At 60.9% G+C, this 21,636-nt stretch carries 26 protein-coding genes; 11 read left to right on the top strand and 15 right to left on the bottom strand.

What is annotated here, in order from left to right:
• Positions 1–32: 32 nt before the first annotated feature.
• From ACE4RL_RS10360 to ACE4RL_RS10320, 9 genes are all read right to left on the bottom strand, one after another.
• Positions 33–1,445 carry a phosphomannomutase gene (locus ACE4RL_RS10360; RefSeq protein WP_375597117.1) on the bottom strand — a complete coding sequence of 471 codons (1,413 nt, stop codon included), beginning with the start codon at positions 1,443–1,445 and terminating at the stop codon, positions 33–35.
• A gap of 3 nt (positions 1,446–1,448) precedes the next feature.
• Complete coding sequence (locus ACE4RL_RS10355; protein ID WP_375597116.1) at positions 1,449–2,453, bottom strand: NAD-dependent epimerase/dehydratase family protein; 1,005 nt, start codon at positions 2,451–2,453, stop codon at positions 1,449–1,451.
• 20 nt (positions 2,454–2,473) lie between these two features.
• A complete protein-coding gene (locus ACE4RL_RS10350; RefSeq protein ID WP_375597115.1) occupies positions 2,474–3,817 on the bottom strand; it encodes a UDP-glucose dehydrogenase family protein in 1,344 nt (447 codons plus the stop codon).
• 147 nt (positions 3,818–3,964) lie between these two features.
• On the bottom strand, positions 3,965–4,396 hold the full coding sequence (arfB, locus tag ACE4RL_RS10345; protein WP_375597114.1) for an alternative ribosome rescue aminoacyl-tRNA hydrolase ArfB: 432 nt from the start codon (positions 4,394–4,396) through the stop codon (positions 3,965–3,967).
• 23 nt (positions 4,397–4,419) lie between these two features.
• Positions 4,420–4,644 carry a hypothetical protein gene (locus tag ACE4RL_RS10340; protein ID WP_375597113.1) on the bottom strand — a complete coding sequence of 75 codons (225 nt, stop codon included), beginning with the start codon at positions 4,642–4,644 and terminating at the stop codon, positions 4,420–4,422.
• Positions 4,644–6,635: a threonine--tRNA ligase gene (thrS, locus tag ACE4RL_RS10335; RefSeq protein ID WP_375597112.1), complete on the bottom strand. Its 1,992-nt coding sequence runs from the start codon at positions 6,633–6,635 to the stop codon at positions 4,644–4,646. The genes ACE4RL_RS10340 and thrS overlap by 1 nt, the downstream gene beginning before the upstream one ends.
• 97 nt (positions 6,636–6,732) lie before the next feature.
• Positions 6,733–7,134, bottom strand: coding sequence for a GFA family protein (locus ACE4RL_RS10330; protein WP_375597111.1), 402 nt, complete (start codon positions 7,132–7,134; stop codon positions 6,733–6,735).
• Positions 7,115–7,441, bottom strand: coding sequence for a membrane protein insertion efficiency factor YidD (gene yidD, locus ACE4RL_RS10325; protein WP_375600263.1), 327 nt, complete (start codon positions 7,439–7,441; stop codon positions 7,115–7,117). Before yidD ends, ACE4RL_RS10330 begins: the two co-directional genes overlap by 20 nt.
• Before the next feature lie 11 nt (positions 7,442–7,452).
• Positions 7,453–7,905 (bottom strand): iron-sulfur cluster assembly scaffold protein, encoded by a 453-nt coding sequence (locus ACE4RL_RS10320; protein ID WP_375597110.1) that lies wholly within the window; start codon positions 7,903–7,905, stop codon positions 7,453–7,455.
• A 151-nt stretch (positions 7,906–8,056) separates the two neighbouring features.
• On the opposite strand from ACE4RL_RS10320, the gene folE reads away from it, so the two are divergent.
• From folE to hisI, 3 genes are all read left to right on the top strand, one after another.
• A complete protein-coding gene (folE, locus tag ACE4RL_RS10315) occupies positions 8,057–8,677 on the top strand; it encodes a GTP cyclohydrolase I FolE (RefSeq protein ID WP_375597109.1) in 621 nt (206 codons plus the stop codon).
• A gap of 77 nt (positions 8,678–8,754) precedes the next feature.
• Positions 8,755–9,588 (top strand): GyrI-like domain-containing protein, encoded by an 834-nt coding sequence (locus tag ACE4RL_RS10310; RefSeq protein ID WP_375597108.1) that lies wholly within the window; start codon positions 8,755–8,757, stop codon positions 9,586–9,588.
• A gap of 71 nt (positions 9,589–9,659) precedes the next feature.
• Positions 9,660–10,106 carry a phosphoribosyl-AMP cyclohydrolase gene (hisI, locus tag ACE4RL_RS10305; RefSeq protein ID WP_375600262.1) on the top strand — a complete coding sequence of 149 codons (447 nt, stop codon included), beginning with the start codon at positions 9,660–9,662 and terminating at the stop codon, positions 10,104–10,106.
• Here hisI and ACE4RL_RS10300 read toward each other — a convergent pair.
• Positions 10,103–10,837, bottom strand: coding sequence for a rhomboid family intramembrane serine protease (locus tag ACE4RL_RS10300; RefSeq protein WP_375597107.1), 735 nt, complete (start codon positions 10,835–10,837; stop codon positions 10,103–10,105). The two genes, hisI and ACE4RL_RS10300, sit on opposite strands and share 4 nt — an antisense overlap.
• 186 nt (positions 10,838–11,023) lie before the next feature.
• Here ACE4RL_RS10300 and ACE4RL_RS10295 point away from each other — a divergent pair, with 186 nt between their 5' ends.
• From ACE4RL_RS10295 to ACE4RL_RS10285, 3 genes are all read left to right on the top strand, one after another.
• A complete protein-coding gene (locus ACE4RL_RS10295) occupies positions 11,024–11,671 on the top strand; it encodes a PAS domain-containing protein (protein WP_375597106.1) in 648 nt (215 codons plus the stop codon).
• 105 nt (positions 11,672–11,776) lie between these two features.
• A complete protein-coding gene (locus tag ACE4RL_RS10290) occupies positions 11,777–12,409 on the top strand; it encodes a PilZ domain-containing protein (RefSeq protein WP_375597105.1) in 633 nt (210 codons plus the stop codon).
• A 191-nt stretch (positions 12,410–12,600) separates the two neighbouring features.
• The gene (locus ACE4RL_RS10285) at positions 12,601–13,224 is read left to right on the top strand and encodes a transglutaminase-like cysteine peptidase (protein ID WP_375597104.1); all 624 of its coding nucleotides are present in this window, start codon (positions 12,601–12,603) and stop codon (positions 13,222–13,224) included.
• A gap of 90 nt (positions 13,225–13,314) precedes the next feature.
• Here the strand turns inward: ACE4RL_RS10285 and ACE4RL_RS10280 are convergent, their stop codons facing one another.
• Positions 13,315–13,653 carry a DUF6949 family protein gene (locus tag ACE4RL_RS10280; protein ID WP_375597103.1) on the bottom strand — a complete coding sequence of 113 codons (339 nt, stop codon included), beginning with the start codon at positions 13,651–13,653 and terminating at the stop codon, positions 13,315–13,317.
• 69 nt (positions 13,654–13,722) lie between these two features.
• Between ACE4RL_RS10280 and ACE4RL_RS10275 the strand changes: the two genes are divergently transcribed.
• Positions 13,723–14,451: a hypothetical protein gene (locus ACE4RL_RS10275; RefSeq protein WP_375597102.1), complete on the top strand. Its 729-nt coding sequence runs from the start codon at positions 13,723–13,725 to the stop codon at positions 14,449–14,451.
• On the opposite strand, the gene ACE4RL_RS10270 is transcribed toward ACE4RL_RS10275, so the two are convergent.
• The 3 genes from ACE4RL_RS10270 to ACE4RL_RS10260 form a co-directional block, all read right to left on the bottom strand.
• Positions 14,448–14,666, bottom strand: a complete 219-nt coding sequence (locus ACE4RL_RS10270; RefSeq protein WP_104894041.1) for a DUF3126 family protein — start codon at positions 14,664–14,666, stop codon at positions 14,448–14,450. The genes ACE4RL_RS10275 and ACE4RL_RS10270 overlap by 4 nt on opposite strands.
• Before the next feature lie 115 nt (positions 14,667–14,781).
• A complete protein-coding gene (cysE, locus tag ACE4RL_RS10265) occupies positions 14,782–15,609 on the bottom strand; it encodes a serine O-acetyltransferase (RefSeq protein WP_375597101.1) in 828 nt (275 codons plus the stop codon).
• 80 nt (positions 15,610–15,689) lie between these two features.
• Positions 15,690–16,460 (bottom strand): alpha/beta fold hydrolase, encoded by a 771-nt coding sequence (locus ACE4RL_RS10260; protein WP_375597100.1) that lies wholly within the window; start codon positions 16,458–16,460, stop codon positions 15,690–15,692.
• Positions 16,461–16,591: 131 nt separating this feature from the next.
• Between ACE4RL_RS10260 and ACE4RL_RS10255 the strand changes: the two genes are divergently transcribed.
• The 4 genes from ACE4RL_RS10255 to ACE4RL_RS10240 all read left to right on the top strand — a co-directional run bounded on the left by ACE4RL_RS10255 (position 16,592) and on the right by ACE4RL_RS10240 (position 19,909).
• The gene (locus ACE4RL_RS10255) at positions 16,592–16,837 is read left to right on the top strand and encodes a zinc-finger domain-containing protein (protein WP_375597099.1); all 246 of its coding nucleotides are present in this window, start codon (positions 16,592–16,594) and stop codon (positions 16,835–16,837) included.
• 8 nt (positions 16,838–16,845) lie between these two features.
• Positions 16,846–18,024, top strand: a complete 1,179-nt coding sequence (locus ACE4RL_RS10250) for an FAD-dependent monooxygenase (protein ID WP_375597098.1) — start codon at positions 16,846–16,848, stop codon at positions 18,022–18,024.
• An 87-nt stretch (positions 18,025–18,111) separates the two neighbouring features.
• On the top strand, positions 18,112–19,449 hold the full coding sequence (locus tag ACE4RL_RS10245) for a TCR/Tet family MFS transporter (RefSeq protein WP_375597097.1): 1,338 nt from the start codon (positions 18,112–18,114) through the stop codon (positions 19,447–19,449).
• Positions 19,427–19,909 carry a GNAT family N-acetyltransferase gene (locus ACE4RL_RS10240; protein ID WP_375597096.1) on the top strand — a complete coding sequence of 161 codons (483 nt, stop codon included), beginning with the start codon at positions 19,427–19,429 and terminating at the stop codon, positions 19,907–19,909. Before ACE4RL_RS10245 ends, ACE4RL_RS10240 begins: the two co-directional genes overlap by 23 nt.
• 49 nt (positions 19,910–19,958) lie before the next feature.
• On the opposite strand, the gene gndA is transcribed toward ACE4RL_RS10240, so the two are convergent.
• Positions 19,959–21,377 (bottom strand): NADP-dependent phosphogluconate dehydrogenase, encoded by a 1,419-nt coding sequence (gene gndA / locus ACE4RL_RS10235; RefSeq protein WP_375597095.1) that lies wholly within the window; start codon positions 21,375–21,377, stop codon positions 19,959–19,961.
• Positions 21,378–21,636 lie beyond the last annotated feature (259 nt).

The raw sequence follows: 21,636 nt of genomic DNA, 5'->3' as shown, positions 1-21,636 counted from the left end.
CCTGAAGGGGGTCGCCTCGCGTGGCGGCCCTCTCACTGGACCGTCGTCTCTTGCGCGGCGACGGCCAAGCCCCAATCGAGCAGCTCTCGCGCCTTTTTGGGGGAACTCGCTTCCACATAGCAGCGCAACTCCGGGGCATTGCCCGAAGCGCGAAAATGCACCATATCGCCCGCTTCGGTCCAGAATTGCAGTCCGTCGATGTCGGCGCGTCGGGATATCCCGAGGCCACCAAACAACCCGACAGCGTAATCTTGGTCTGCGCGCAAGCGTTCGACAAATGCGGCGCTGTGCTCGGCCGGCACGTCTTGCAGGCGACCGGCAAGGGCGTGGCTGAGATTGAGTTTCGAAATCACCTGGGAAATAGTCGTACCCGTGCGCAGGCTCTCGCCAAAGGCGCACAGGATTGGCAAGATTGCATCTCGCGTAGCCAGACTATCGAGTGGTCCGCCGTAGGAGGACACGCCCCGGCCAACAAATGTGCCGCCATTCGCCTCGAAACCGATAACCGCGCCGCTGGCCTCATCCATGGCCTCGATGACGAAGGGCGATCCAACCCGCGTGCGCCGCACATCGGCGAACAATCCCAAGTGCTCGATTCCCGAATTGGAGGTCACGGGCGTTACCACCAAGTCCGCGTGCAGATGGCGCGCAGCGAGCAGACCAAGCACATCGCCCCGAATGAACTGCCCTAGGCCGTCCATCATGAACGGGCGATCACCGTCGCCATCGGCCGAAACCACAGCCTCCAAATCATGTTCAGCGATCCAGCCCGGCACCGATGCAAAGACGGGGTCACCGAACGCCTCGGTGTCGACTGGCACAAACTTGTCAGTTCGCCCCAGTCCAACCACTTCCGCGCCGTAGTGCCCGAGAATGCGGCCAATCAGGTCCCGCGCCACCGTCGAATGTTCGAACACACCGATGCGTCTGCCAAGCAGCGCTGCATCAGGCAGGAGAGACGAATAGCGTTCGAAATATCGCGCTGTTGCCTGTTCAAATTCCTTGGGCAGCGTAACGTCCAGATCGGGCACCGACTGCCCGTCCAGCGCATCGAGAATGCCCCGCTCGTCGCGTTTGCTGATTTCTCCGTCGGGGCGGTAAAATTTGAGCCCATTGCGGTCAGCCGGGATGTGACTGCCGGTCACCATGATCGCTGCGCCGCCATTGGCCATGGCATGCAGCGCAAGAGCCGGTGTGGGCACGGCACCGCAATCGATAGCCTCCAGCCCCGCATTGGCAATGGCGACCGCACAGTCTTCCAGCACAGACCGGCTGGAGGGCCTGAGATCATGCGCCAGATAGACCCGAGATATGCTGGCAGGATAAGCCGAAGCGAGGTGACGTAAAAAGGCGGCGGTATATTGGCGAGCCGCCTGCCCTTCCAGTTCGTCCGCCAGACCCCGCAGCCCACTGGTGCCAAACTTGAGACTACTACCCAGTACCATGGTCTATGCCTCGACCTTCGCGTAGTCGCGGAACCAGGCTACGAAGCGATCAATACCCTCATCCAACGGCGTGCACGGTAATTCACCGACCAAGGCCTGCAACAGCGCCGTGTCGGCCTCGGTGGCGACAACATCCCCTGGCTGCATGGGCAGCATGTTGAGTTCGGCTTTTCTGCCCATGGCCCGCTCAAGCGAAGCAATAAAGTCCATCAATTCCACCGGCCGCCCGCCACCGATATTGAGCAGGCGGAACGGCGCCACCGCTGAAAGACTATCGCCTTCAACCGGTTCCCCCAAGACGGGCACGCGCGGCATGACGGCCGCCAGTGCTGCGACCAAATCTTCAACATAGGTGAAGTCCCGTCGCATCTGCCCATTGCCATAGACATCGATCGGCGACCCGGCCTCGATCTTCGTGGCGAACTTGAGCAGGGCCATATCGGGCCGTCCGTAGGCACCATAGACCGTGAAGAAGCGCACGCAGGTGGCCGGAATACCCCACAGATGCGAATAGGAGTGGACCAGCGCCTCCCCGGACTTCTTGGTCGCGGCATAGAGCGACAGGGGCGAATCGGCCCTGTCCGTTTCGGCATAGGGCATTATCTCGTTGCCGCCATAGACCGAACTGGTGGAAGCAAAGATCAGGTGCGTGGGCTGATGACGGCGCAAAGTCTCCAGCAGGTTCGCCGTCCCCACCACATTGGACTGGATGTAGCTCTGCGGATTTTCGATGCTGTAGCGCACACCAGGCTGGGCCGCGAGGTGAAAGACCACCTCGGCCTTTGTCTCGGCGATAAACGCCTCCAGCGCAACCGCATCCGTCAGATCGACCTTGCCGAAGCCGAAGCCTGCCTGCTGCCGTAGCAACTCCAGACGGGTCTGCTTCAGCCGCGGATCATAATAGCTGGTCAAGGCGTCCAGGCCGACGACCTCATGGCCCTGCCCGAGCAGTTTCTGGCTGAGATGAAAGCCAATGAATCCGGCTGCACCGGTAACGAGAATTTTCACGCAACTGATTCCTGAAACTACTATTCCGCCGCGTCCGAAATCCGCTCGCCCGGGTCAAGATCGGACCTGCCGATGCTGACATAAGTGAAGCCGTGGCGGCGCATTTCATGCGGGCGGTAGACATTGCGCAGATCGACAAAAGCCGGTGTCTTCATCACCGACTTCAAACGATCGAGATCGAGCGAGCGGAACTCGTTCCATTCGGTTACCAAGACCAGAGCGTCGGCACCCTCACCAACTTCGTAGGCGCTTTCCGCGAAGGTGACATTTTCCATCATGTGCCGCGCAGCTTCCATGCCTTGCGGGTCGAAGGCCACGACCTTCGCGCCACGATCCTGTAGGCCGCGGATGATATCCAGGGACGGAGCTTCGCGCATGTCGTCAGTATTGGGTTTGAAGGTCAGCCCCAGCACACCGATCGTCTTGCCGCGCACATCTCCGCCGCAAGCCGCAATCACCTTGCGCGACATGGCCCGCTTGCGCTGATCATTGATCGAAACCGTTGTTTCGACCAGGCGCATCGGGCTGCCGAAGTCCTGGCCGATCTTGACGAGAGCCGTGGTGTCCTTGGGGAAGCACGAGCCGCCATAGCCGGGACCAGCATGGAGAAACTTCGAACCTATGCGATTGTCGAGGCCAATGCCGCGTGCCACTTCCTGCACATTGGCGCCGGCCGCCTCGCAGAGGTCGGCCACCTCGTTGATGAAGGTGATCTTCATGGCAAGGAACGCGTTAGCCGCGTACTTGATCAACTCCGATGTACGGCGATCGGTAAACAGCAGCGGCGCCTGGTTGAGGTACAACGGCCGATAGACTTCGGTCATCACTTCGCGGGCACGCTCATCGTCAATGCCGACGACGATGCGGTCGGGACGTTTGAAGTCCTCAATGGCGGCGCCTTCGCGCAGGAACTCGGGGTTGGAGACTACGGCCACATCCGCGGCCGGGTTCACAGTCCTGATGATATGGGCCACCTCATCACCCGTACCTACCGGTACCGTGGACTTGGTGACGACCACGGTGAAGCCGCTCACAGCCGCGGCCACTTCCCGCGCCACCGCATAGACATAGCTCAGGTCCGCGTGACCATCGCCGCGACGGCTGGGCGTGCCGACGGCGATGAAGGCCACATCTGCGTCACGCACTGCGCTGGGCAGATCGGTCGTGAAGGAAAGGCGTCCTGCGGCCACATTGGCATTGACCAGGTCGGACAGACCCGGCTCATAGATCGGTACAACACCCGTCTCAAGCGCGGCGATCTTAGCTTGGTCCTTGTCGATACAAATGACATCGTGCCCGAAATCGGCAAGGCACACGCCCGTTACCAGGCCCACATAGCCCGACCCAACCACTGCAATCTTCACCGGACCAAATCTCCGTTCAACCGATCAAAGGGCGCCCCGTCCGGCATCTGGCCAGAACGACACGTTGCTCAAGACAAACAAGCACTACTCTCAAATCAAATCTATGACACCAAATGCAAACCTGCTCTGCAAACAGAGTAAATTCTGCTATTCGGCTTCATTAGGCCGCCCGCGCAGCCGTTTAACGCTACTGCGGGCAGTTTTTTTATCCAGACGGCGCTTCTTTGAAGCCAAAGTCGGACGTGTTGCCACTCGCGGCTTTGGCGGGTGCACGCCTGACCGCAACAGGGCGACCAACCGTTCAAGCGCCTCCGCCCGGTTGAGGGGTTGGTCGCGATGGCTATTGGCGGTGATGACGATGACGCCGTCCTTGGTAAGGCGGCTTCCGGCCAGCGCCGCCACGCGACGCTTCACTGCCTCCGGCAAGCTTGAACTCGCCGCAAGGTTGAACCGCAGCTGAACGGCGCTGGCTACCTTGTTGACATTCTGCCCGCCCGGTCCGGAGCCGCGTACAAAGCTCTCCTCGACCTCGGACGGGTCGATGCTGAGGGATCGGGTGATGTGAATTGGCTCAGCCATGCCTCACCCGTTCCTGCTGGTCCTCAGCGCTTTGATCGTCCGGAAAACCACACTTCCTCGTCGTGGATGATTCGCCCCTTTTCGGTCGTCCGGTATTTGCCCGGACCGGCTTCTTCGACCCACTTCTTCTTCAGCATACCGGCGAAGACCTTTTCGCCGATATCCTTGAAGTCATCCGGACCAAGCACATTGGCTTCGCCCAGATGATAGAGTGCCTTCATCTCACGGTTGGAGGGCCGCTGTGGCATCAGGCAGCCTTATCTGCCGCGCCTTTGAGATCAGGCGGCGTGGCTTCGGCGAGCAGGGCCACCAATGCGTCCATGAAAGGTTCCACTTTCTGCCCCTCGGTCCCCAGACGGCGCACCGAAACGGTGCCCTCCTCGGCCTCGCGACGACCGACGACGAACATCAGCGGCACCTTCTGCACCGAGTGCTCGCGCACTTTGTAGTTAATCTTTTCGTTGCGGGTGTCGATCTCCGCGCGAATACCCGCCTCGCGAAGCTGGCGCACCAGCTTTTCCGCATATTCGTCCGCTTCCGAAACAATGGTGGCCACGACGACCTGGGTCGGCGCCAGCCACATCGGCATCTTGCCCGCATAGTTCTCGATCAGGATGCCAATGAAGCGCTCCAGAGACCCGAGAATCGCCCTGTGCAGCATGACTGCGTATTGGCGCGATCCATCCTCGGCCACGTAGGTGGCATCAAGACGCTCGGGCAGCACATAGTCCAGCTGCAACGTCCCCACCTGCCAGGACCGGCCAATGGCGTCCTTCAAGTGGAACTCGAGTTTGGGTGCATAGAAGGCACCCTCTCCTTCAGCGATCTCGAAGTCATAGCCCGTGGCCCTCAACGCGTCGCCCAGAGCTTTCTCTGCCGCGTCCCACCGCTCGATGGTGCCGCCGAACTTCTCAGGGCGAGTGGCGAGCTTTATAACGACATTGTCAAAGCCCAGATGTTCATAGACCGAATAGAGCAGATGCACGAAGTGCTCGGTCTCCGACTGGATCTGGTCTTCCCGGCAGAAGATGTGCGCGTCGTCCTGCGTCATCTGCCGCACGCGCATCAATCCATGCAGGGCACCATGCGCTTCATTGCGGTGGCAGCAACCAAATTCCGCCATGCGCAGAGGCAGATCGCGGTAAGACTTAATTCCCTGATTGAAGATCTGGACGTGCGCCGGGCAGTTCATCGGCTTGAGCGCCAGGTAATCCGCCTCCTCCGTCAGAACCGGGCCCTCTTCATCCGTGTTGGGAACGGCATCGGGCACCACGAACATGTTCTCGCGGTACTTGCCCCAGTGACCGGACTGCTCCCAGAACTTGGCATGCATCAGCTGAGGGGTCTTGACCTCCTGATAGCCAGACTTGTTCAGCCGCCGGCGGATATAGGCTTCCATCTGATTGTAGATGACAAAGCCCCGCGGATGCCAGAACACCGAACCCTGCGCTTCCTCCTGCAGATGGAACAGGTCGAGGTCACGGCCGATCTTGCGATGGTCGCGCTTCTCGGCCTCCTCCATCATCGTCAGATAGGCTTCTAGCTCTTCCTTGGTGGCGAAGGCCGTGCCGTAAATGCGGCTCAGCACGGGGCGATTGCTGTCACCGCGCCAATAGGCGCCCGCCACCTTGGTCAGCTTGAATGCCTGGCCAACATCCTTGACCGTTCGCATATGCGGACCGCGGCAGAGGTCCATCCACTGGCCCTGCTTATACATCTTGATCGACTGGTCGGCGGGGATGGCGTCCACCAGCTCGACCTTGAAGGCCTCGCCCTTGGTCTCGAACCAGCTCTTGGCCTGATCGCGCGACCATACTTCCTTGGAGAAGGCAGCGCCACGCTCGATGATCTCGGCCATTTTCTTCTCAATGACACGCAATTCGTCTTCCGTGAACGGCCCGGCCGGACGATAGAAGTCGTAGTAGAAGCCGTTCTCGATCACCGGCCCGATCGTGACCTGCGTTTCAGGCCATAGCTCCTGCACCGCCTCGGCCAGGACGTGTGCCGCGTCATGCCGGATCAATTCCAGCACATCCTGCGAGCCACTGTCACGCGTCACAAATTCGACTTTGCCGTCAGTGTCCAGCGCATCGGAAAGGTCCGAGAGCACGCCGTTCCAGCGCATGGCGACGGTCTTCTTGGCAAGCGACTTGGAGATCCCTTCAACGATCTCGGTGCCGGTAGTGCCGCGCGAATAGTCGCGAGCAGCACCATCGGGAAAAGTCACCTTGATCGACATTTTGGATCTCCATGAAATTGGGTTTTCGCGCATTCCACAATGCGCGCGGTCGCTGCCTTAGCATGAAAAGGGCGCAATGCCAGCCTCAAGCTGGCCCTTAACCCGGCAAAGCCTCGAACTGCGGCAGATTGTCGGTGATCTCGTGCCAGGGCGCCTTGGAGCCGACAAACATATGAAACGACGGTCGAACCTTGGGGTCATCGACCAGCGTGCCCATTGCCACATGCGTGTTTCCGTTCTCCGCGATCACCGAATAGAGAAACGAACCACACTGCCCGCAATGCACATCATGTGTGTGGGCAGCGTTGCCGTAGATGAGCACGCTCGTTTCGCCCTGCGTCAGCCGCAACCTGCCAGTCTTGATCGAAGCCATGGGCTTAAACGCCGACCCCGTCGCGCGCCGGCATCGGGAACAGTGGCAATAAAAGGCGGCCTCGAAGGCGTCCTCGACTTTATAAGTCACCGCCCCACACAGGCAGCTACCCTTGAGCATGGTCATGCTTGTCTCCCCGCCAACGCCCATAGCGCCAGGGCAAATACCATCGCCCCTCTGCCGGCAGCGCCTCCGGCACAGGATCATATCCGTGTGTCCCGCCTGGGCGGCAACGCCAGAACCGCGCCAGCCCCATCCAGCCGCCGGGCCAGAAGCCGAACGTCCATATGGCGGTACTCGTGAACTCCGAGCACGTCGGCAGGTGTCGACAGGTGCGTCCGACGAAGGCCGAAAGCGTGTAGCGGTAGAGCGTAATCAGAAAGACGGCCGCAACCTTGAACGGCAGGTCGATGACTCGCCACATCAAGGCCATGAATCGATCCATCAGCCGCCCACCGCAACCGATTGCTTCGACTCAAGCTTTTCCAGCGCAGCAGCGACGGCATCGAACACCAGAAGAGTGGACGTGTGGCGGGCCGGATAACCCCGGACCGGCTCAAGATATTTCAGGTCTTCCCATTTTCCCGAGGGCGGCGTCCCATCGGCCTTGAGCATGTCGTGCATGGCCTTTCGCACGTCCAGAAACGCGCCAGTCGATGTTCCGACGATTTCCCGCGCCACAACAGCCGCTGAGGTCTGACCCAGCGCGCAGGCCGAAATCTCGTGGCCATAGCCGACAATCACCCCGTCGCGCACGACAAGGTCGACTTCGATCACCGAGCCGCAAACGCGGCTGACCTTGCGCGCCGATACATCCGCATCGGCTAGACGGCCTGGCTGAGGGGCGTTCCCCGCAAGGTCGAGGATCTTTTCGGAATAGAGATCGCTCAGCTCCATAATCGCGACAATTCTGTTTCTTGTTCCGGTCTCGTTCCGCTTCTATATAGGGGTTCTCCAGCCGACTGTCAGGGGATTGTGCTCCTGTCGAAATCCGACGCGTCGTTCGTCGCGTAGTGAGCATCGGTCGCAACGCAAGGAGCCGGACCCCATGGACGCTCAAGTCAAGCCGCTCAAGACTGTCCCTCTGGACACGCCGCGGGCGCGACCCAGCCGCGAAGAGGCCGAGGCCGCCGTTCGCACGCTGATCGCCTGGGCCGGCGATGACCCGACCCGTGAAGGTCTGCTCGACACCCCTGCCCGGGTCACCAAAGCCTACGGCGAGCTCTTCGCCGGCTATGATCAGGACGCCAGCGAAGTGCTCTCCAAGACGTTCAAGGAGGTCGGCGGCTACGATGACCTGGTTCTGGTAAAAGGCATTCCCTTTTATGCCCATTGCGAGCATCACATGGTGCCCTTTTACGGACAGGCCCATATCGCCTACCTGCCTCACGATGGCGTGGTCGGCCTCTCCAAGCTGGCCCGTCTGGTCGAGGTTTTTGCCCGCCGCCTGCAGACGCAGGAAACCATGACGGCGCAGATCATTGATGCCATCAACGAAAATCTGGGGCCGCGCGGCGCCGCGGTCATGCTTGAAGCAGAGCATATGTGTATGACCATGCGCGGGGTGAAGGCGCATGACGTCAAGACGGTCACGCATCGATTCACCGGGGTTTTTGCCGAGGACCGCCAGGAACAGGATCGCTTCTTTGCCATGGTCGGTCATCGCTAGGACCAAAAAGGCAAGCCCGATCAAACGCGGCATATTTTATTATGGCATAGACTCGCTGTCTCACTGCGAGGTTACCCATGTCTGCCATTGTTCGAGCCCTCTGGTTTCTGGAAAGCCGCTTCCCTCAGGATATCGGCCTAGATGAACTGGCCCGCTCGACAGGCTTGGCCCCGACTTATCTGTCCCGCATGTTTCCGCTGGCCACCGGCTACACAATCTCCGGCTATCTACGCGGCCGCCGCTTGACAGAGGCGGCCAAGGCCTTGGCGGACGGTGCCCCCGACATTCTCTCGGTGGCGCTCGATGCCGGATATGGCTCGCACGAGGCATTCACCCGCGCTTTTCGCGATCAGTTCGGCCTGACACCCGACACTGTCCGCAAGAGACGCTCTCTGGATCACCTCAATCTCGTGGAGGCCCTCAGAATGGAAGCCGCTATCAATATCGAACTCGACCCGCCGCGCATTGAAAAAATGCCGGCAATCCGCCTCGCCGTCCTGCCCGGGCGGCACGATCTCAACAATCCCTCCGGCATTCCGGCACAATGGAACAGCTTCGGCCCGCTGGTGCCCGGTATCGAAGGCGTCATTCCCGGCGCAGCCTATGGCGTGGTTGGGGATATGAGCGACGGACAGTTCGACTACGCTCCGGGCGTGCAGATCAGGCCTGATACACCCGTTTCGTCGCCACTTACCGTAATGACAATACCGGCCCGCAAATGGGCGCGGTTCACCCACAAGGGACATGTCTCCAATGTCCGGGCCACATGTGCAGCCATATATGGAGACTGGTTGCCCAACTCCAACGCCGAACAGGCCGAAGGACTGTCCTTTGTCGAGTATTACGGGCCCGACTTCGACCCGCGCACCGGACACGGCACAATCGAGATCTGGGTCGGTCTCAAGGACTAAAACACTGGTAAACGCCCCCGATGCGCGCTAGAGCCTCGGCATCCGCTCGAGCAAAGGCGCGCATCATGACCATCTCCTTCGCCGACCCCAAGACCCTTGATCATGCCACGCTGGAAGAAGGCACAACCTTTGCCCCACGCTTTGACGCCCATGGCCTTTTGACCGTCGTCACACTGGAAGATGGAACCAACGATATTCTGATGGTCGCGCATATGAATGCCGAGACCCTGTCGCTGACCCTCGAAACCGGTATCGCCCATTACTGGTCGCGTTCGCGCAAGGCGATCTGGAAGAAGGGTGAGACCTCTGGCGAACTTCAGGAAGTGGTCGAGCTGCGCACCGATTGCGATCAGGACTGCCTGGTCATGGTGGTGCGCCAGACCGGACGGGGCGCTGCCTGCCATACGGGCCGAAAATCCTGCTTCTACCGCAGGGTTATGGCCGAACATGGCGAAGTCCAACTGGAAGATACCGGCCTGCCGCGCCTCTTTGATCCCAAGGACGTCTACGGCGGCTAGGTCTTTCGCTCAAAAAGTGCGACGAGAAAGAACCCGGCAGCGAAGCCGCCGAGATGCGCCTGCCAGGCGATTGATAGTGAACTCCCCGTCAGCAGTGGCGCCAAAGGCACCGCCGCGTTGAGCGCCAGCCAGATCAGCGTGAACAAGCGTGACCGCGGGTTGACGAAAACCTCGCGCAGTGACGCCAGCCGCCGTCCCAGAACGATGGGTTCTCCGGTCTCAGGATGCCGCGCCATCAGCACCGGCTGGAACATGAAACGGATCGCCGCCCCGGTCAGGCCGGCGACGCCTCCCGAAGCGCCAATCAGATAGACCTGACTGTGAAGAGTGGTCGCCGCGAACAGCGCCGCGCCAAAGAACGCCGAAACCAGGAACAGCACCAGCATCGGCCAGGCACCATAGCGGCGCACCACGGGCGTCGCGAAGATAACCAGCCAGGCGACATTGATCAGCAAGTGGTCCCATCCGGCATGCAGAAAAGCATGTGTGAATGGGGTCCAGATCAGCGGAATTGCGATGCTGGGATCAACCCCGGCCACCACAATGCGGTAGGGCTGAAACGCAAACCAGAGCAGCAGGTCAACCTGTCCCTGCGGGTTAAGAATCAAGGTTGACGCCAGGTGAATGGCTGCCAATACCCCTGCAAGCGCCGTGATGGACGCAGGCAACAGAAAAACAGGCTCGCGCTGCTGAGGCCCCTGCGAAGCAGGCTCCCGATCTTGTTCACTCATCCTCAGAGCCCCAGACCTCGGCTGGCCACTGGCCTGCCCGCGCTTTTCCACATTTGGCCACAGACGTTAACCTTAACTAATCTTTAAGCGCGCCATCGGCGCTGCATTTTGCGAATGTTGCTGAAGCGGCGGACTCCCCTAGGGAGAATGCCTCGACGCCTCAAATCGCGGGTCCGAACGATGCAGATGCCGAGCACCAAGACACTCTATACCTATTGGAACACGATTCGGGGCTCCCGCAGCGCGCCAGACCGTCGCGACATCGACCCCACACGCATCCGTGAGGCTCTGGCCAACACCTTCATTCTCGAACTCGACAGTGCGGACAAGTTCTCATTCCGCCTGGCGGGTTCACACCTGTGCACCAGCTATTGCCGAGAACTGAAGGGCCGCTCCTTCTCCGCGCTCTGGCATGATCGTGACAGCGACGCCATGGAAACGCTGATACGCGCCGTTACCGAGGACCACGCTGTGGCGCTCGTTACCTTCCAGGGCACGACGGCCCTGCATACCAAGGTGAGCTTTGAGACCATTCTCATGCCGCTGCGCCACAATGGCTCAACCCACACCCGCATTCTGGGCTCAATGTCGGCGCTAGAAGAACCCTACTGGCTGGGCGTCCAACCCGTCCTTGAGCAGCGCATCACTGGCCTTCGGTTGATCTGGCCCGATGAGGTGCCCGCCGAGGAGACAGCGCGCGAAGTTCTGGCCAGTGTAGTCAACGAGAGCGAATACGGTTCCCCCGCACAGCCCAGTGCCATGCCGACCACTGTTTATGGTCGCAGCGCCCGGCGGTATGCTCACCTTGCAGTCATTGACGGCGGCAGGAACTGAACAAGTCGCATTTGAGCGACCTGTCAGCACCAATTCTCATCAAGCGTTAACCAAGCCCAGCTAAGTTTGCTGTGGTTTTCCCCAGTGCGTGGAACAGGTTGACGTATGCTCAATGATGACATTGCCGCTCCACAGCCTATCGCCAGCCTGCATGCCAATGCGGGCGACGGGCGCTTCCAGCGCGTGAAGGTGTCGATACTCGGTCGCTATATGCTGGCCGACCGCCGCGAGTTCCCTTGCCAGGTCCTGTCCATGTCGCCAGGCGACGCGGTCGTTATAGCCCCCGTACCGGGCATCGTCGGCGAACGTATTGTTGCCTATCTGGACCATATGGGACGCATCGAAGGGACGATACTGTCCCAGGTCGATGGAGGATTCATCATGGATCTGGCAGCTTCCCCGCGCAAGCGCGACAAAATGGCGGCACAGCTTACATGGCTGGCCAACAAGGATCTCCTCAATCTGCCCGAGGACCGCCGGCACGAGCGCGTCGTGCCCGATATCCGTCACTCAACAGTCGTGCTTGACGATGGTCGTCGCTACAACTGCAAGATTATCGACATCTCGCTGTCCGGTGCCGCGGTAGAGCTCGACGTTCGTCCTGCTATGGGCACCCCGATCACTCTGGGCCGTATGCGCGCCCGCGTTGTTCGCCACTTCCAGAACGGGGTCGCGGTGGAATTCGTGGCCGCCCAGGAAATGTTGACGGTCGTGCAGCAGAACCTGCGCATGAACTGAGCCGCTGCGGTTCGCTGCCATCTCTCGAAATCCCGGCTGCTCCCAACCCTCAGGCGGCCAGCTCTCCCCCGCCCGGCATGGTTAAAAAACTCCTATAAGCATCGATAAAACACGCATAAAAACTGCGTGGCACTTTTCGCATCGAGGCAAGTGGCCCTCCCTAGTGTGGTCTCCATCAGGGAGACGACACGATGAAGATGCTCAACAAGGGACTGCTGGCCGGGCTACTCACTGCCCTCTTCGCGCTAGCCCCCGCCGCCCCCAGCGCAGCGCTCGATTTCACCAATATCGCCTACGTCCAGACCAGCGCTGGCACGACCTCGATCCCGGTGGGGCATCTCGAGTTCTGCCAATCCAACCCGGCCGAATGCCGTAGTTATGACCGCGTGGTACCTGCGACCATACTGGATGATCGCAACTGGCAGCAGCTCGTGTCCGTCAACGCCTATTACAACCGCAACGTCGTACCGGTCACAGATCAGGACCTCTATCAGGTCGCAGAGTTCTGGACTTATCCGAACGGCTACGGCGACTGTGAAGACTTTGCACTCGCCAAACGTCGCGACCTGATCAATGCCGGCTGGCACCCCAGCACGCTGATGATTGCCGTCGTCAAGGAGGCCAACGGAAACGGCCACGCAGTCCTGCTGGCCCGCACGGATCGCGGCGACCTTGTGCTGGATAATCAGGACGGGACCATCCGCGTCTGGAGCGAGACGCCCTACAAGTTCATCAAGCGTCAGTCGCAAGCCCATGCCGGCCAGTGGGTCGACATGATCGACGACCGCGTGCTCGTGGTCGCCAGCACCAACTGACAAGTTTCCGGACCCCGCCCCAAGCCCATCCCTGATAGGGGTCTGAAGAGCAAAGCCGGCTGTGCGCAAGCACCGCCGGCTTTGCTGCGTCTAGGCTATCACCTGAGCCAGCGGCCGCACCGCCACGTATATGCTCATGAAAAAGAGCCCGGTAACGAACGCCCACCCGAAAGCCACCAGGGCCGAAAGCAGCATGGAGGGCATCGAAAGCGTGCCATCTTCTTCGTGGCGCCAACCGAACTGAAGCAGGATATAGGGCCCGCACACAAAGCTCATCGCCAGATTGCCGAGCGAGGCCAGATAGGACTTGCCATCCCAGCGCAGCATGGCCTGCTGCCGCGTGATCCACTGATAAAGATGCGTTCCTGCCCCGGCGACGCATAGGCCGACACCCATGATGAATGCCGCAAGCACCAGTTCCCTTGTCATGCCCACTCCCCTGCCATCTGCCCACGCAGCGCCAAAGTTTACCTTTTGTTAAGCATATTGCGCTCCCTAATGGCTGTCACCCCGAAGCGAGAAATCTGGTTAATTTCCACCATGGCGGCCACCGATACGCATGCGAGCGCTGCCGAAACGGGACGCAGTCACGTCGCCTACAATCTGGCGGGGATCGGCCTGCTGGTCCTGCTTATGGCGGTGGGATTGGCCTATATGGTGGATCGTGCCGCTCGGGAGACCCAGCGCTCTCTACCCTCACTTGAGGATTCCGATCCTGTTACCCAGACCGTAGCCGGGCGAGAACTGCATATTCCGGCGGCCTGGTTTCGCTATGGCGAGACCATCAAGCCCGGCTTTGTCAGTCAGGTGGACTTGGCGTTTGCCCTGGCGCTTGAGGAAGATCAGCCGCCCGCTTCAGTGGAGGTAACGCTAACGTCACGCACCGGCGCGCGGGCCAGCAGTGCGCTGCTCGACGCAGTCTATCTGCATCAGTTCGCCGATGATTCAGTGAGTGGCATTCCCGGCCTGGTCGGTAAGCCCTTGCTGGCCGCAGATGGCTATGCAGGCGAAACGGTCTGGTATGACCCGCTCTCGCCGTCCCCATTTGTCGCCAAATGCGCATCGGCGCCAGAGCCGAGCCGGGCCGACCGGTGCCTGAGGACCATCCACCTGCCCAATGGGCTGGCGGCCATCCTCAGTTTTGACGCCGAGGCCCTCGTGGCTTGGCGGCAGTTTGACGCCGAGCTGACCCATTGGCTGGGCAAGATCGGCGCTTTGGACAACTAGTCGATATCGTCCAGGTCGATGTCCAGGATGGACATGGAAAACATGTAGGACTTGTCGCCGTCTTCATCATCAAGATGGATCAGGCCGATGGACTCTTCGCCGATGAACACTTCAACGGAATCGTTCAGCTTTGGCCGTGGGCGAACGTCGATATTGCGATTGTTGAACGTGCGCTGCAGAAACTTCTGCAGCTTGATGATCTCGGGATGGTTCACGGGAACATGTCCTGCTGGTTACGTTGAGCCGGCAATCTAGTGTCTGATCAAGCGCTGACAACCCCTGCCCGGGGCAATTTAGCGGTAACAACTGGCCAGGCCCACTTGCCCGGCACTATTTGCCCGCGTCGTGCACCAGCACCATCTGGTCCATGACGAGGGCCGGCTGGGCGCAACCGGCCTCGCCAATCACCTTGGCCGGAACGCCCGCTACGGTCGTGCGCGGCGGAACTTCTTTGAGCACCACCGAACCGGCACCGACCCGGCTGCAATCGCCAACCTTGATATTGCCCAGGACCTTGGCGCCGGCACCTATCAGAACGCCATTGCCAATCTTGGGGTGACGGTCCTGATCGGCCTTGCCGGTTCCGCCCAGGGTCACATTTTGCAGCAGCGAAACATTGTCTCCGACAATGGCGGTTTCGCCAATCACCAGTCCGGTTCCGTGATCGAGCATGATGCCCTTGCCGATCGCCACGGCCGGATTGATGTCGACCTGGAACACCTGGCTCGCCCGACTCTGCAGATAAAGGGCAAAGTCACGGCGCCCGGATTTGTGCATGGCATGCGCAAACCGGTGAGTCTGGATGGCCTGGTAGCCCTTGAAATAGAGCAGCGGCTCAATGGCGCGATGGCAGGCCGGATCGCGTTCAAGCGTTGCCGCCAGATCCACGCGGGCCGCCTGGCCAATTTCCGGGTGATCCCGCAGGGTCTCGGCGAAACCCTGGCGGATCATATCCGCCGAAACATCTTCATGATCCAGACGCGTCGCCAGCCGATGAGCCAGCGCCTCTTCAAGCGTATCGTGGTTGAGCACGGTAGACAGCACCAGATTGGCCAGGAACGGCTCGTTCTCCAGCACCTGGCGCGCGCCGGCTCGAACGGCTTCCCAGACCGGATCGACAGCCTGGAGCTGGGCCGAAATCTTGGCATTGCCGCTCATGTCGCGTTCTCCGCTTCATCGATAAATGACGATATAGGACAGATCGTTTCCTTGTTCAAAGCCAAAGCTGGCACATTGGTTCACGAAGCCGGTATATCTGAGGAATGCCTGCCCAGGAATTCGAGGGTCGCTGCCTTGAAGACCTTGTCGCCCGTAGCGCGCATGTGATCGCGCTTGGGGATGACCAGAGCTTGCCCTTTAGGCAGCAGTTCGGCCAGCGCTGCGGGCCCTCCAGCCATCTCGTCAGCCTCGCCCACCGCCACCAGCACCGGCACTTCAATACGCCGTACATCGGCCCGCGCCATGGGCTGACGCGACGTTTCCATGCAGGCAGCCAACGCTTCGCGGTCCGAGCCGGTATGATCGGCGAAAATCCGGAATTGCCGCGCGGTGGGGTGGGTCAGGTCTGACAAATCCGGCGCCCGAAGCCCGGCGATGATGTCATTGCCATCGCTCAAGCCGTTGATCAGGTTCATGCCCATGCCGCCGAAAATCGCCGCCACGACCCGCCCGGGGTGGTTGAAGGCCATAAAGGCGGCGATACGCGCGCCCATCGAATAGCCAAGCAAGGCAGCCCGTTCGATGCCCAAATGATCGAGAAGGGCCAATGCGTCCTCTGCCATCTGAGTGGGATAGTAGTGCTCGGGGTCATGCGGCTTGTCCGATTGGCCGTGCCCCCGATTGTCGAGCGTGATCGCCTGGTAGCCGGCTTCGACCAGCGTTTCGACCCAGCCGGTGTCCACCCAGTTCACCTTGCCACTGGATGCAAAGCCGTGGATCAACAGGACCGGCGGGCCCTTCCCCGCGACCTCATAGGCAAGTCGGAGACCAGAGGTGGTGAAACTAGGCATGAAGCATCCTTCTTTCAGTCATCCGGGCGTTGCGGCTTAGCGACGCAAAATCAAGCACCCCTTTGCCCTTTTCTTGGGATGGCCCTTTGGCTATGGTCGCGCCAAATCAAACACCATCCAGGTTCCAGACCATGGCTCACGGCTCCACACCGCATTTCCACAATTCCGAAGGCCTGCGCAGCATCGAGATCGGCTCCAAGGAATTCCAGTGCGTCGGCGCCCTGCCCCCATTTGATCATCCCCATGTCTTTCTGGATATGGGCAAGGACAACGAGATTGTCTGTCCCTACTGCTCGACACTTTACGTTTTCAAGACTGAACTGGGCGAAGGTCATGCCAACCCCGCATCGGCCATTTTCAAGGTCCACGCTGCCTGAGCAGCCCCATGGCCGCCTCGGGCCGTAGCTTTATCATCGCAGGCGCCGGTATTTCCGGCATGACCATGGCGCTGGCGCTGGCCAAGTTCGGCGCGACCGTCGTCGTGCTTGAACGCAGCGCAACCGTCCAGGAATTTGGCGCGGGCCTCCAGATCAGTCCAAACGCCCGCCGTGTGCTGGACCGTCTCGGCCTCGGCGAAGCCATAGAGCGGGCCAGCCTGGAGCCGCAGGCGCTCGACGTCTATCCGCAGCACGGCCAGCATCCCTTGGTCAGCATGGAGCTGGGCGCCATCATGCGCGAACGCTTCGGCGCCCCCTATGCGGTGATGCACCGGGCCGATCTCGCAGACCTGCTCTATAAGGCCTGCCGTCGCTTCGCCAATATCGACATCGTTTTTGGGGTCCGGAACTGGGATGTCGTGTCCCACGCCCGTGGCGTCACCGCGGCCATCGATGAGGCGAGCGGCCAAAGCCGCACCACCAGGGCGCAGGGCTTTATCGGCGCTGACGGCGTCCATTCCCAGACGCGGCTTGGCGTGCTTGACGGTCCCGCAGCGCAATACCGCAAACGCATTGCCTGGCGGACCCTGGTGCCGACAGCGGCGTTGACCGGCCAGATCGCGGCCGACCGGGTATCTGTCTTTTTCGGCACCGGTTTTCACCTGGTGTGCTACCCGCTGCCGCATCGCAACCAGGTCAACCTTGCCCTCTTCATGCCCGACGACATCCGCATGGAAGGCGAGCAGCCAAGCCTCAAAAACTCCGGCGCGCGGGTTGAGGCAATCATGACCGCCGCGTCGCGGGGCTGGACCGCCTGGCCCATGTACACGGTCGAGGCTTCCGTCTGGCACCAGGACAATATCGGGCTGATCGGCGACGCTGCCCATGCCATGGTCCCCTTTCAGGCACAGGGCGCGGCAATGGGGATCGAGGACGCGGCAACACTCGCGCCGCTCCTGATGGGAACTGAATCGGCTGAAACGGCCTTCTATCGCTATGCGAAGATGCGCCAGCCGAGGGTCCGGCGGATTGCCGCACTTTCGGCCGAGAATGGCCGTATCTTCCATATGGGCTGGCCGCTCAGCGTGGCACGGAACACCGTCATGCGGCTCCAGGGACCGAGAGCCCATCTGGACCGGCTCGCATGGGTCTATTCTCACGATGTCGGTGACAGCCCGGCAACGTGACCGCTCCGGTCTTGCCTTGGCGGTCTCCGCCGTGTCAATTGCGTCGCACCATTCCGGTGGAACAAAGAAGAAGGTAACAACCACCGCATGCAAGCCGCGACTCGCTCTCGCCTGACCCTGACCTGCATCCTGATCACCATTCTGATCGATATGATCGGGGTGGGGATAATCGTGCCGGTGCTGCCCGAGCTGCTTGAGGAATTGACCGGCGGCAGCGTGGCAGAGGCAGCGGTGATTGGCGGCTATCTGGTCTTTGCCTATGCTTTCATGCAGTTCGTGTTCTCCCCGGTCCTGGGCAATCTGTCCGACCGCTTCGGACGGCGGCCGGTGCTCCTTCTCTCGCTACTGGGGCTGACCTTCGACTACCTGATGATGTCGATCGCGCCCTTCGTCTGGTACCTGTTTGTGGGCCGCATCATCGCAGGCATCGCGGGTGCGGCACTGGCGACGGCGACCGCCTATATGGCGGACATCACTCCACCGCATAAGCGCACCCATCGCTTCGGCCTGATCGGCGCTGCGTTTGGCCTCGGTTTCATCATCGGTCCGGTGATCGGCGGCGAACTGGGCGAATTCGGCCCACGCATTCCGTTCCTCGCGGCTGCTGGTCTCGCCTTTGCCAATTTCCTCTTCGGCCTTCTGGTGCTGCCCGAAAGCCTGCCCAAATCCAATCGGCGCAAGTTCAACATCCGGCGCGCCAATCCCCTCGGCGCCGTCATCGCCCTGCGCCAGTATTCCTCGGTGTTGTGGCTGCTGGCAGTGCTGTTCTTCCTGCAACTGGCCACGCAGGCCCTGCCGACCATTTTCAGCTATTTCACCGTCGAGGTCTTCGACTTCTCGTCCTCCGCCATCGGCCGCACATTGGGTGCCTTCGGCATCGGCTTCGCCTTCAGCCAGGCTGTGGTCGCCGGCCCCCTGTCCAAGGGCCTCGGAGAACCCGCCGTAGGCATTCTCGGTCTGGCGGCGGCGGCCATAGCCTTTGCCGGCATTGCCTTTTCCGAGGACGTCTATCAGCTCTATCTGTTCATAGCCGTGGGTACCGTCAGCGGACTTGCGCCACCGGCGATCAACGGCGTGCTGTCGCGCCAGGTGCCGGACAACAGCCAGGGCGAATTGCAAGGTGCGGTCAACGCCGCCAGCTCGCTGGCCACGATCATCGGCCCGCTCGGCGCGACCCAAATCTTTTCTTATTACACCAGCTCCCCGACCTCCGAGCATTACTTCCCCGGCGCGCCCTTTATCGCCTGTGGCATCGCGGTGCTTCTGGCGCTGATCCTCTTTGCCATTGCCGCCCTTCGCTTTGAACTCGGCCGGCGCCCCAGCATCGCTGACCACCCGCATGCCCCCGAGGTGCCGCCGCCCGGCCAGGTGCGCGTCGCGCCGATCGAGGAAGACGAAGACGATGCACATCCGCCCCGCCAATGAGGCCGACTGGGCCGCGATCCACGCCATCATCGCCCCCGTCCTCGCCGCGGGCGAAACCTACGCGATTGACACCAATCTCGACGAAGCGGGTCTGAAAGCCTATTGGCTGATGCGCGCCCACGAGGTCTTTGTGGCTGAACTCGAAGGGCAGATCGTCGGCACCTACTACCTCATGGCAAATCAGGCTGGCGGCGGCGCGCATGTGGCCAATTGCGGCTACATGACCGCGCCTGAAGCACGCGGCAAGGGCGTTGCAAAGACCATGTGCCTGCACTCGCTGGACCGCGCTCGCGAACGCGGTTTCCGGGCCATGCAGTTCAACCACGTCGTGTCCACCAACACCGGAGCGGTCGCCCTGTGGCAAAAGCTCGGCTTTACAATCGTGGGCACGTTGCCGAAGGCTTTCAGGCATCCCGCCCTGGGCTATGTCGACAGCTACGTGATGTTCCGCGCTCTTTGAAACAAAAAGCCCCGCCGAAGCGGGGCTTTTTCATTGCGAATGGCCGGGCCTATTTGCCCAGCGTGCTTGGCCAAGTGCCGTGCAGGTCTGAGCCACGGCCTTCGATCTCGAAGCCGTGGGCGCCGAAGAAGTCGCGCTGGCCCTGGATGAGGTTGGCGGTGCCCTGGGCCTGGCGATAGCTGTCGAAATAGCTCAGTGCTGCCGAGAGGCAGATCATGGGGAATTCGCCCATGGCGGCGGCGGCCACGACCTTTCTGAGGCTCGGATGGCTATCCTTCATGATCGTGACGAAATCGGGCACGACCAGCAGGTTAACCGCCTCGCCCTTGTCATATGCAGATGCCATCTGATCGAGGAAACGCGAGCGGATGATACAGCCGGCGCGCCAGATTTTGGCGATGGTGGCCAGCGGCAGCGCCCAGCCGTTTTCTTCCGAGGCCTTGGCGATGACCGCAAAGCCCTGGGCGTAGGAGACGATCTTGCCGGCCAGCAGGGCCTTTTCGAGATCGGCCAGGGTGACGTCGGTCTTGGCGCGGTCCGGCTTGCCATAGATTCCCTCAGCGGCCACACGCTCGGCCTTACGCGAGGAGATCGAGCGGGCAGCCACGGCGCCCTCGATGGCAGTGGCCGGCACGCCCATCTGCTGGGCAACGATGGCGGACCAGACGCCGGTGCCCTTCTGGCCGGCCTTGTCCAGGATCAGCTCGACCAGCGGCTTGCCAGTCTGGTCATCGACGGCATCCAGGACATGCCCGGTGATCTCGATCAGATAGGAATTGAGCGGTCCTTTGTTCCATTCCTTGAACACATCAGCGCATTCCTTGGGCGACATCCCCAATCCGTCGCGCATCACGCCATAGACCTCGGCGATCATCTGCATGTCGCCATATTCGATGCCGTTGTGGATGGTCTTGACGAAGTGGCCAGCGCCACCTTCGCCGAGATAAGCGCAGCAGCTTTCACCGTTGAACTTGGCAGCAATGGCGGTCAGCACCGCCTCGGCATTGTGCCACTGCTCCTTGGAGCCGCCCACCATGATGGAAGGACCATGGCGCGCGCCCTCCTCGCCGCCCGACACACCGACGCCAAGATAGCCAATGTTCTTGGGCTTCAGATAATCGAAGCGGCGCTGGGTATCGGTAAACAGCGAATTGCCGCACTCGATGATGGCGTCGCCCGCTTCCAGATGAGGCAGAAGCTGCTCGATCATATCGTCGACCGGCTGACCGGCCTTGACCATGATGATGATCGAGCGCGGCGCCTTCACCGTCTGGACGAATTCGGCCAGGTCGTATTTGGGAATGGTATTGCCATCCAGGCCCTGGGCCTTTGCGTCGGCCATATGCTCGTCAATGCGGCCCGCAGACCGGTTGTGAACGGCAACAGTGTAGCCCTTCTCGGCAATGTTCAGGGCCAGATTGGAGCCCATGACCGCTAGGCCGATAAGGCCGATATCTGCTGTCGACATTCAAACAGTCCTTCTAAATTTCTTCCGTGTTCACTTCATGCGCTTGAGGGCACGACACGCGGGCAGGAAATGACCACAATCCGCGCCTTGAAGGAAGGGCGGATTGCACAATTTCCGGCCAGATCGCATATCTTGTATGGAAGATCAAGTCAGTCGCTTCCCACCCGTCACCTCGCCAAGACCTCTCAATATGAAGTCTCGAACAGCTCAATGACCTTGTTACGCGGCAGGTCGATGGCGTCTGAAGCAAGGTATTCCA

This window comes from Devosia polycyclovorans (assembly GCF_042181575.1).
Lineage (GTDB): Bacteria > Pseudomonadota > Alphaproteobacteria > Rhizobiales > Devosiaceae > Devosia > Devosia polycyclovorans.
This window is presented reverse-complemented; position numbering and strand designations above follow the sequence as displayed.

Bases quoted from the DNA above. Each gene is read 5' to 3' on its own strand.
- ACE4RL_RS10275 (WP_375597102.1), top strand. From the start codon at position 13,723: ATGGCTGTCACCCCGAAGCGAGAAATCTGGTTAATTTCCACCATGGCG.
- ACE4RL_RS10360 (WP_375597117.1), bottom strand. From the start codon at position 1,445: ATGGTACTGGGTAGTAGTCTCAAGTTTGGCACCAGTGGGCTGCGGGGT.
- ACE4RL_RS10245 (WP_375597097.1), top strand. From the start codon at position 18,112: ATGCAAGCCGCGACTCGCTCTCGCCTGACCCTGACCTGCATCCTGATC.
- ACE4RL_RS10250 (WP_375597098.1), top strand. From the start codon at position 16,846: ATGGCCGCCTCGGGCCGTAGCTTTATCATCGCAGGCGCCGGTATTTCC.
- arfB (WP_375597114.1), bottom strand. From the start codon at position 4,396: ATGGCTGAGCCAATTCACATCACCCGATCCCTCAGCATCGACCCGTCC.
- folE (WP_375597109.1), top strand. From the start codon at position 8,057: ATGGACGCTCAAGTCAAGCCGCTCAAGACTGTCCCTCTGGACACGCCG.
- ACE4RL_RS10295 (WP_375597106.1), top strand. From the start codon at position 11,024: ATGCCGAGCACCAAGACACTCTATACCTATTGGAACACGATTCGGGGC.
- ACE4RL_RS10340 (WP_375597113.1), bottom strand. From the start codon at position 4,644: ATGCCACAGCGGCCCTCCAACCGTGAGATGAAGGCACTCTATCATCTG.
- ACE4RL_RS10240 (WP_375597096.1), top strand. From the start codon at position 19,427: ATGCACATCCGCCCCGCCAATGAGGCCGACTGGGCCGCGATCCACGCC.
- ACE4RL_RS10300 (WP_375597107.1), bottom strand. From the start codon at position 10,837: ATGAGTGAACAAGATCGGGAGCCTGCTTCGCAGGGGCCTCAGCAGCGC.
- yidD (WP_375600263.1), bottom strand. From the start codon at position 7,441: ATGGCCTTGATGTGGCGAGTCATCGACCTGCCGTTCAAGGTTGCGGCC.
- cysE (WP_375597101.1), bottom strand. From the start codon at position 15,609: ATGAGCGGCAATGCCAAGATTTCGGCCCAGCTCCAGGCTGTCGATCCG.
- ACE4RL_RS10330 (WP_375597111.1), bottom strand. From the start codon at position 7,134: ATGACCATGCTCAAGGGTAGCTGCCTGTGTGGGGCGGTGACTTATAAA.
- ACE4RL_RS10255 (WP_375597099.1), top strand. From the start codon at position 16,592: ATGGCTCACGGCTCCACACCGCATTTCCACAATTCCGAAGGCCTGCGC.
- ACE4RL_RS10280 (WP_375597103.1), bottom strand. From the start codon at position 13,653: ATGACAAGGGAACTGGTGCTTGCGGCATTCATCATGGGTGTCGGCCTA.
- ACE4RL_RS10260 (WP_375597100.1), bottom strand. From the start codon at position 16,460: ATGCCTAGTTTCACCACCTCTGGTCTCCGACTTGCCTATGAGGTCGCG.
- gndA (WP_375597095.1), bottom strand. From the start codon at position 21,377: ATGTCGACAGCAGATATCGGCCTTATCGGCCTAGCGGTCATGGGCTCC.
- thrS (WP_375597112.1), bottom strand. From the start codon at position 6,635: ATGTCGATCAAGGTGACTTTTCCCGATGGTGCTGCTCGCGACTATTCG.
- ACE4RL_RS10285 (WP_375597104.1), top strand. From the start codon at position 12,601: ATGAAGATGCTCAACAAGGGACTGCTGGCCGGGCTACTCACTGCCCTC.
- ACE4RL_RS10320 (WP_375597110.1), bottom strand. From the start codon at position 7,905: ATGGAGCTGAGCGATCTCTATTCCGAAAAGATCCTCGACCTTGCGGGG.
- ACE4RL_RS10310 (WP_375597108.1), top strand. From the start codon at position 8,755: ATGTCTGCCATTGTTCGAGCCCTCTGGTTTCTGGAAAGCCGCTTCCCT.
- ACE4RL_RS10290 (WP_375597105.1), top strand. From the start codon at position 11,777: ATGCTCAATGATGACATTGCCGCTCCACAGCCTATCGCCAGCCTGCAT.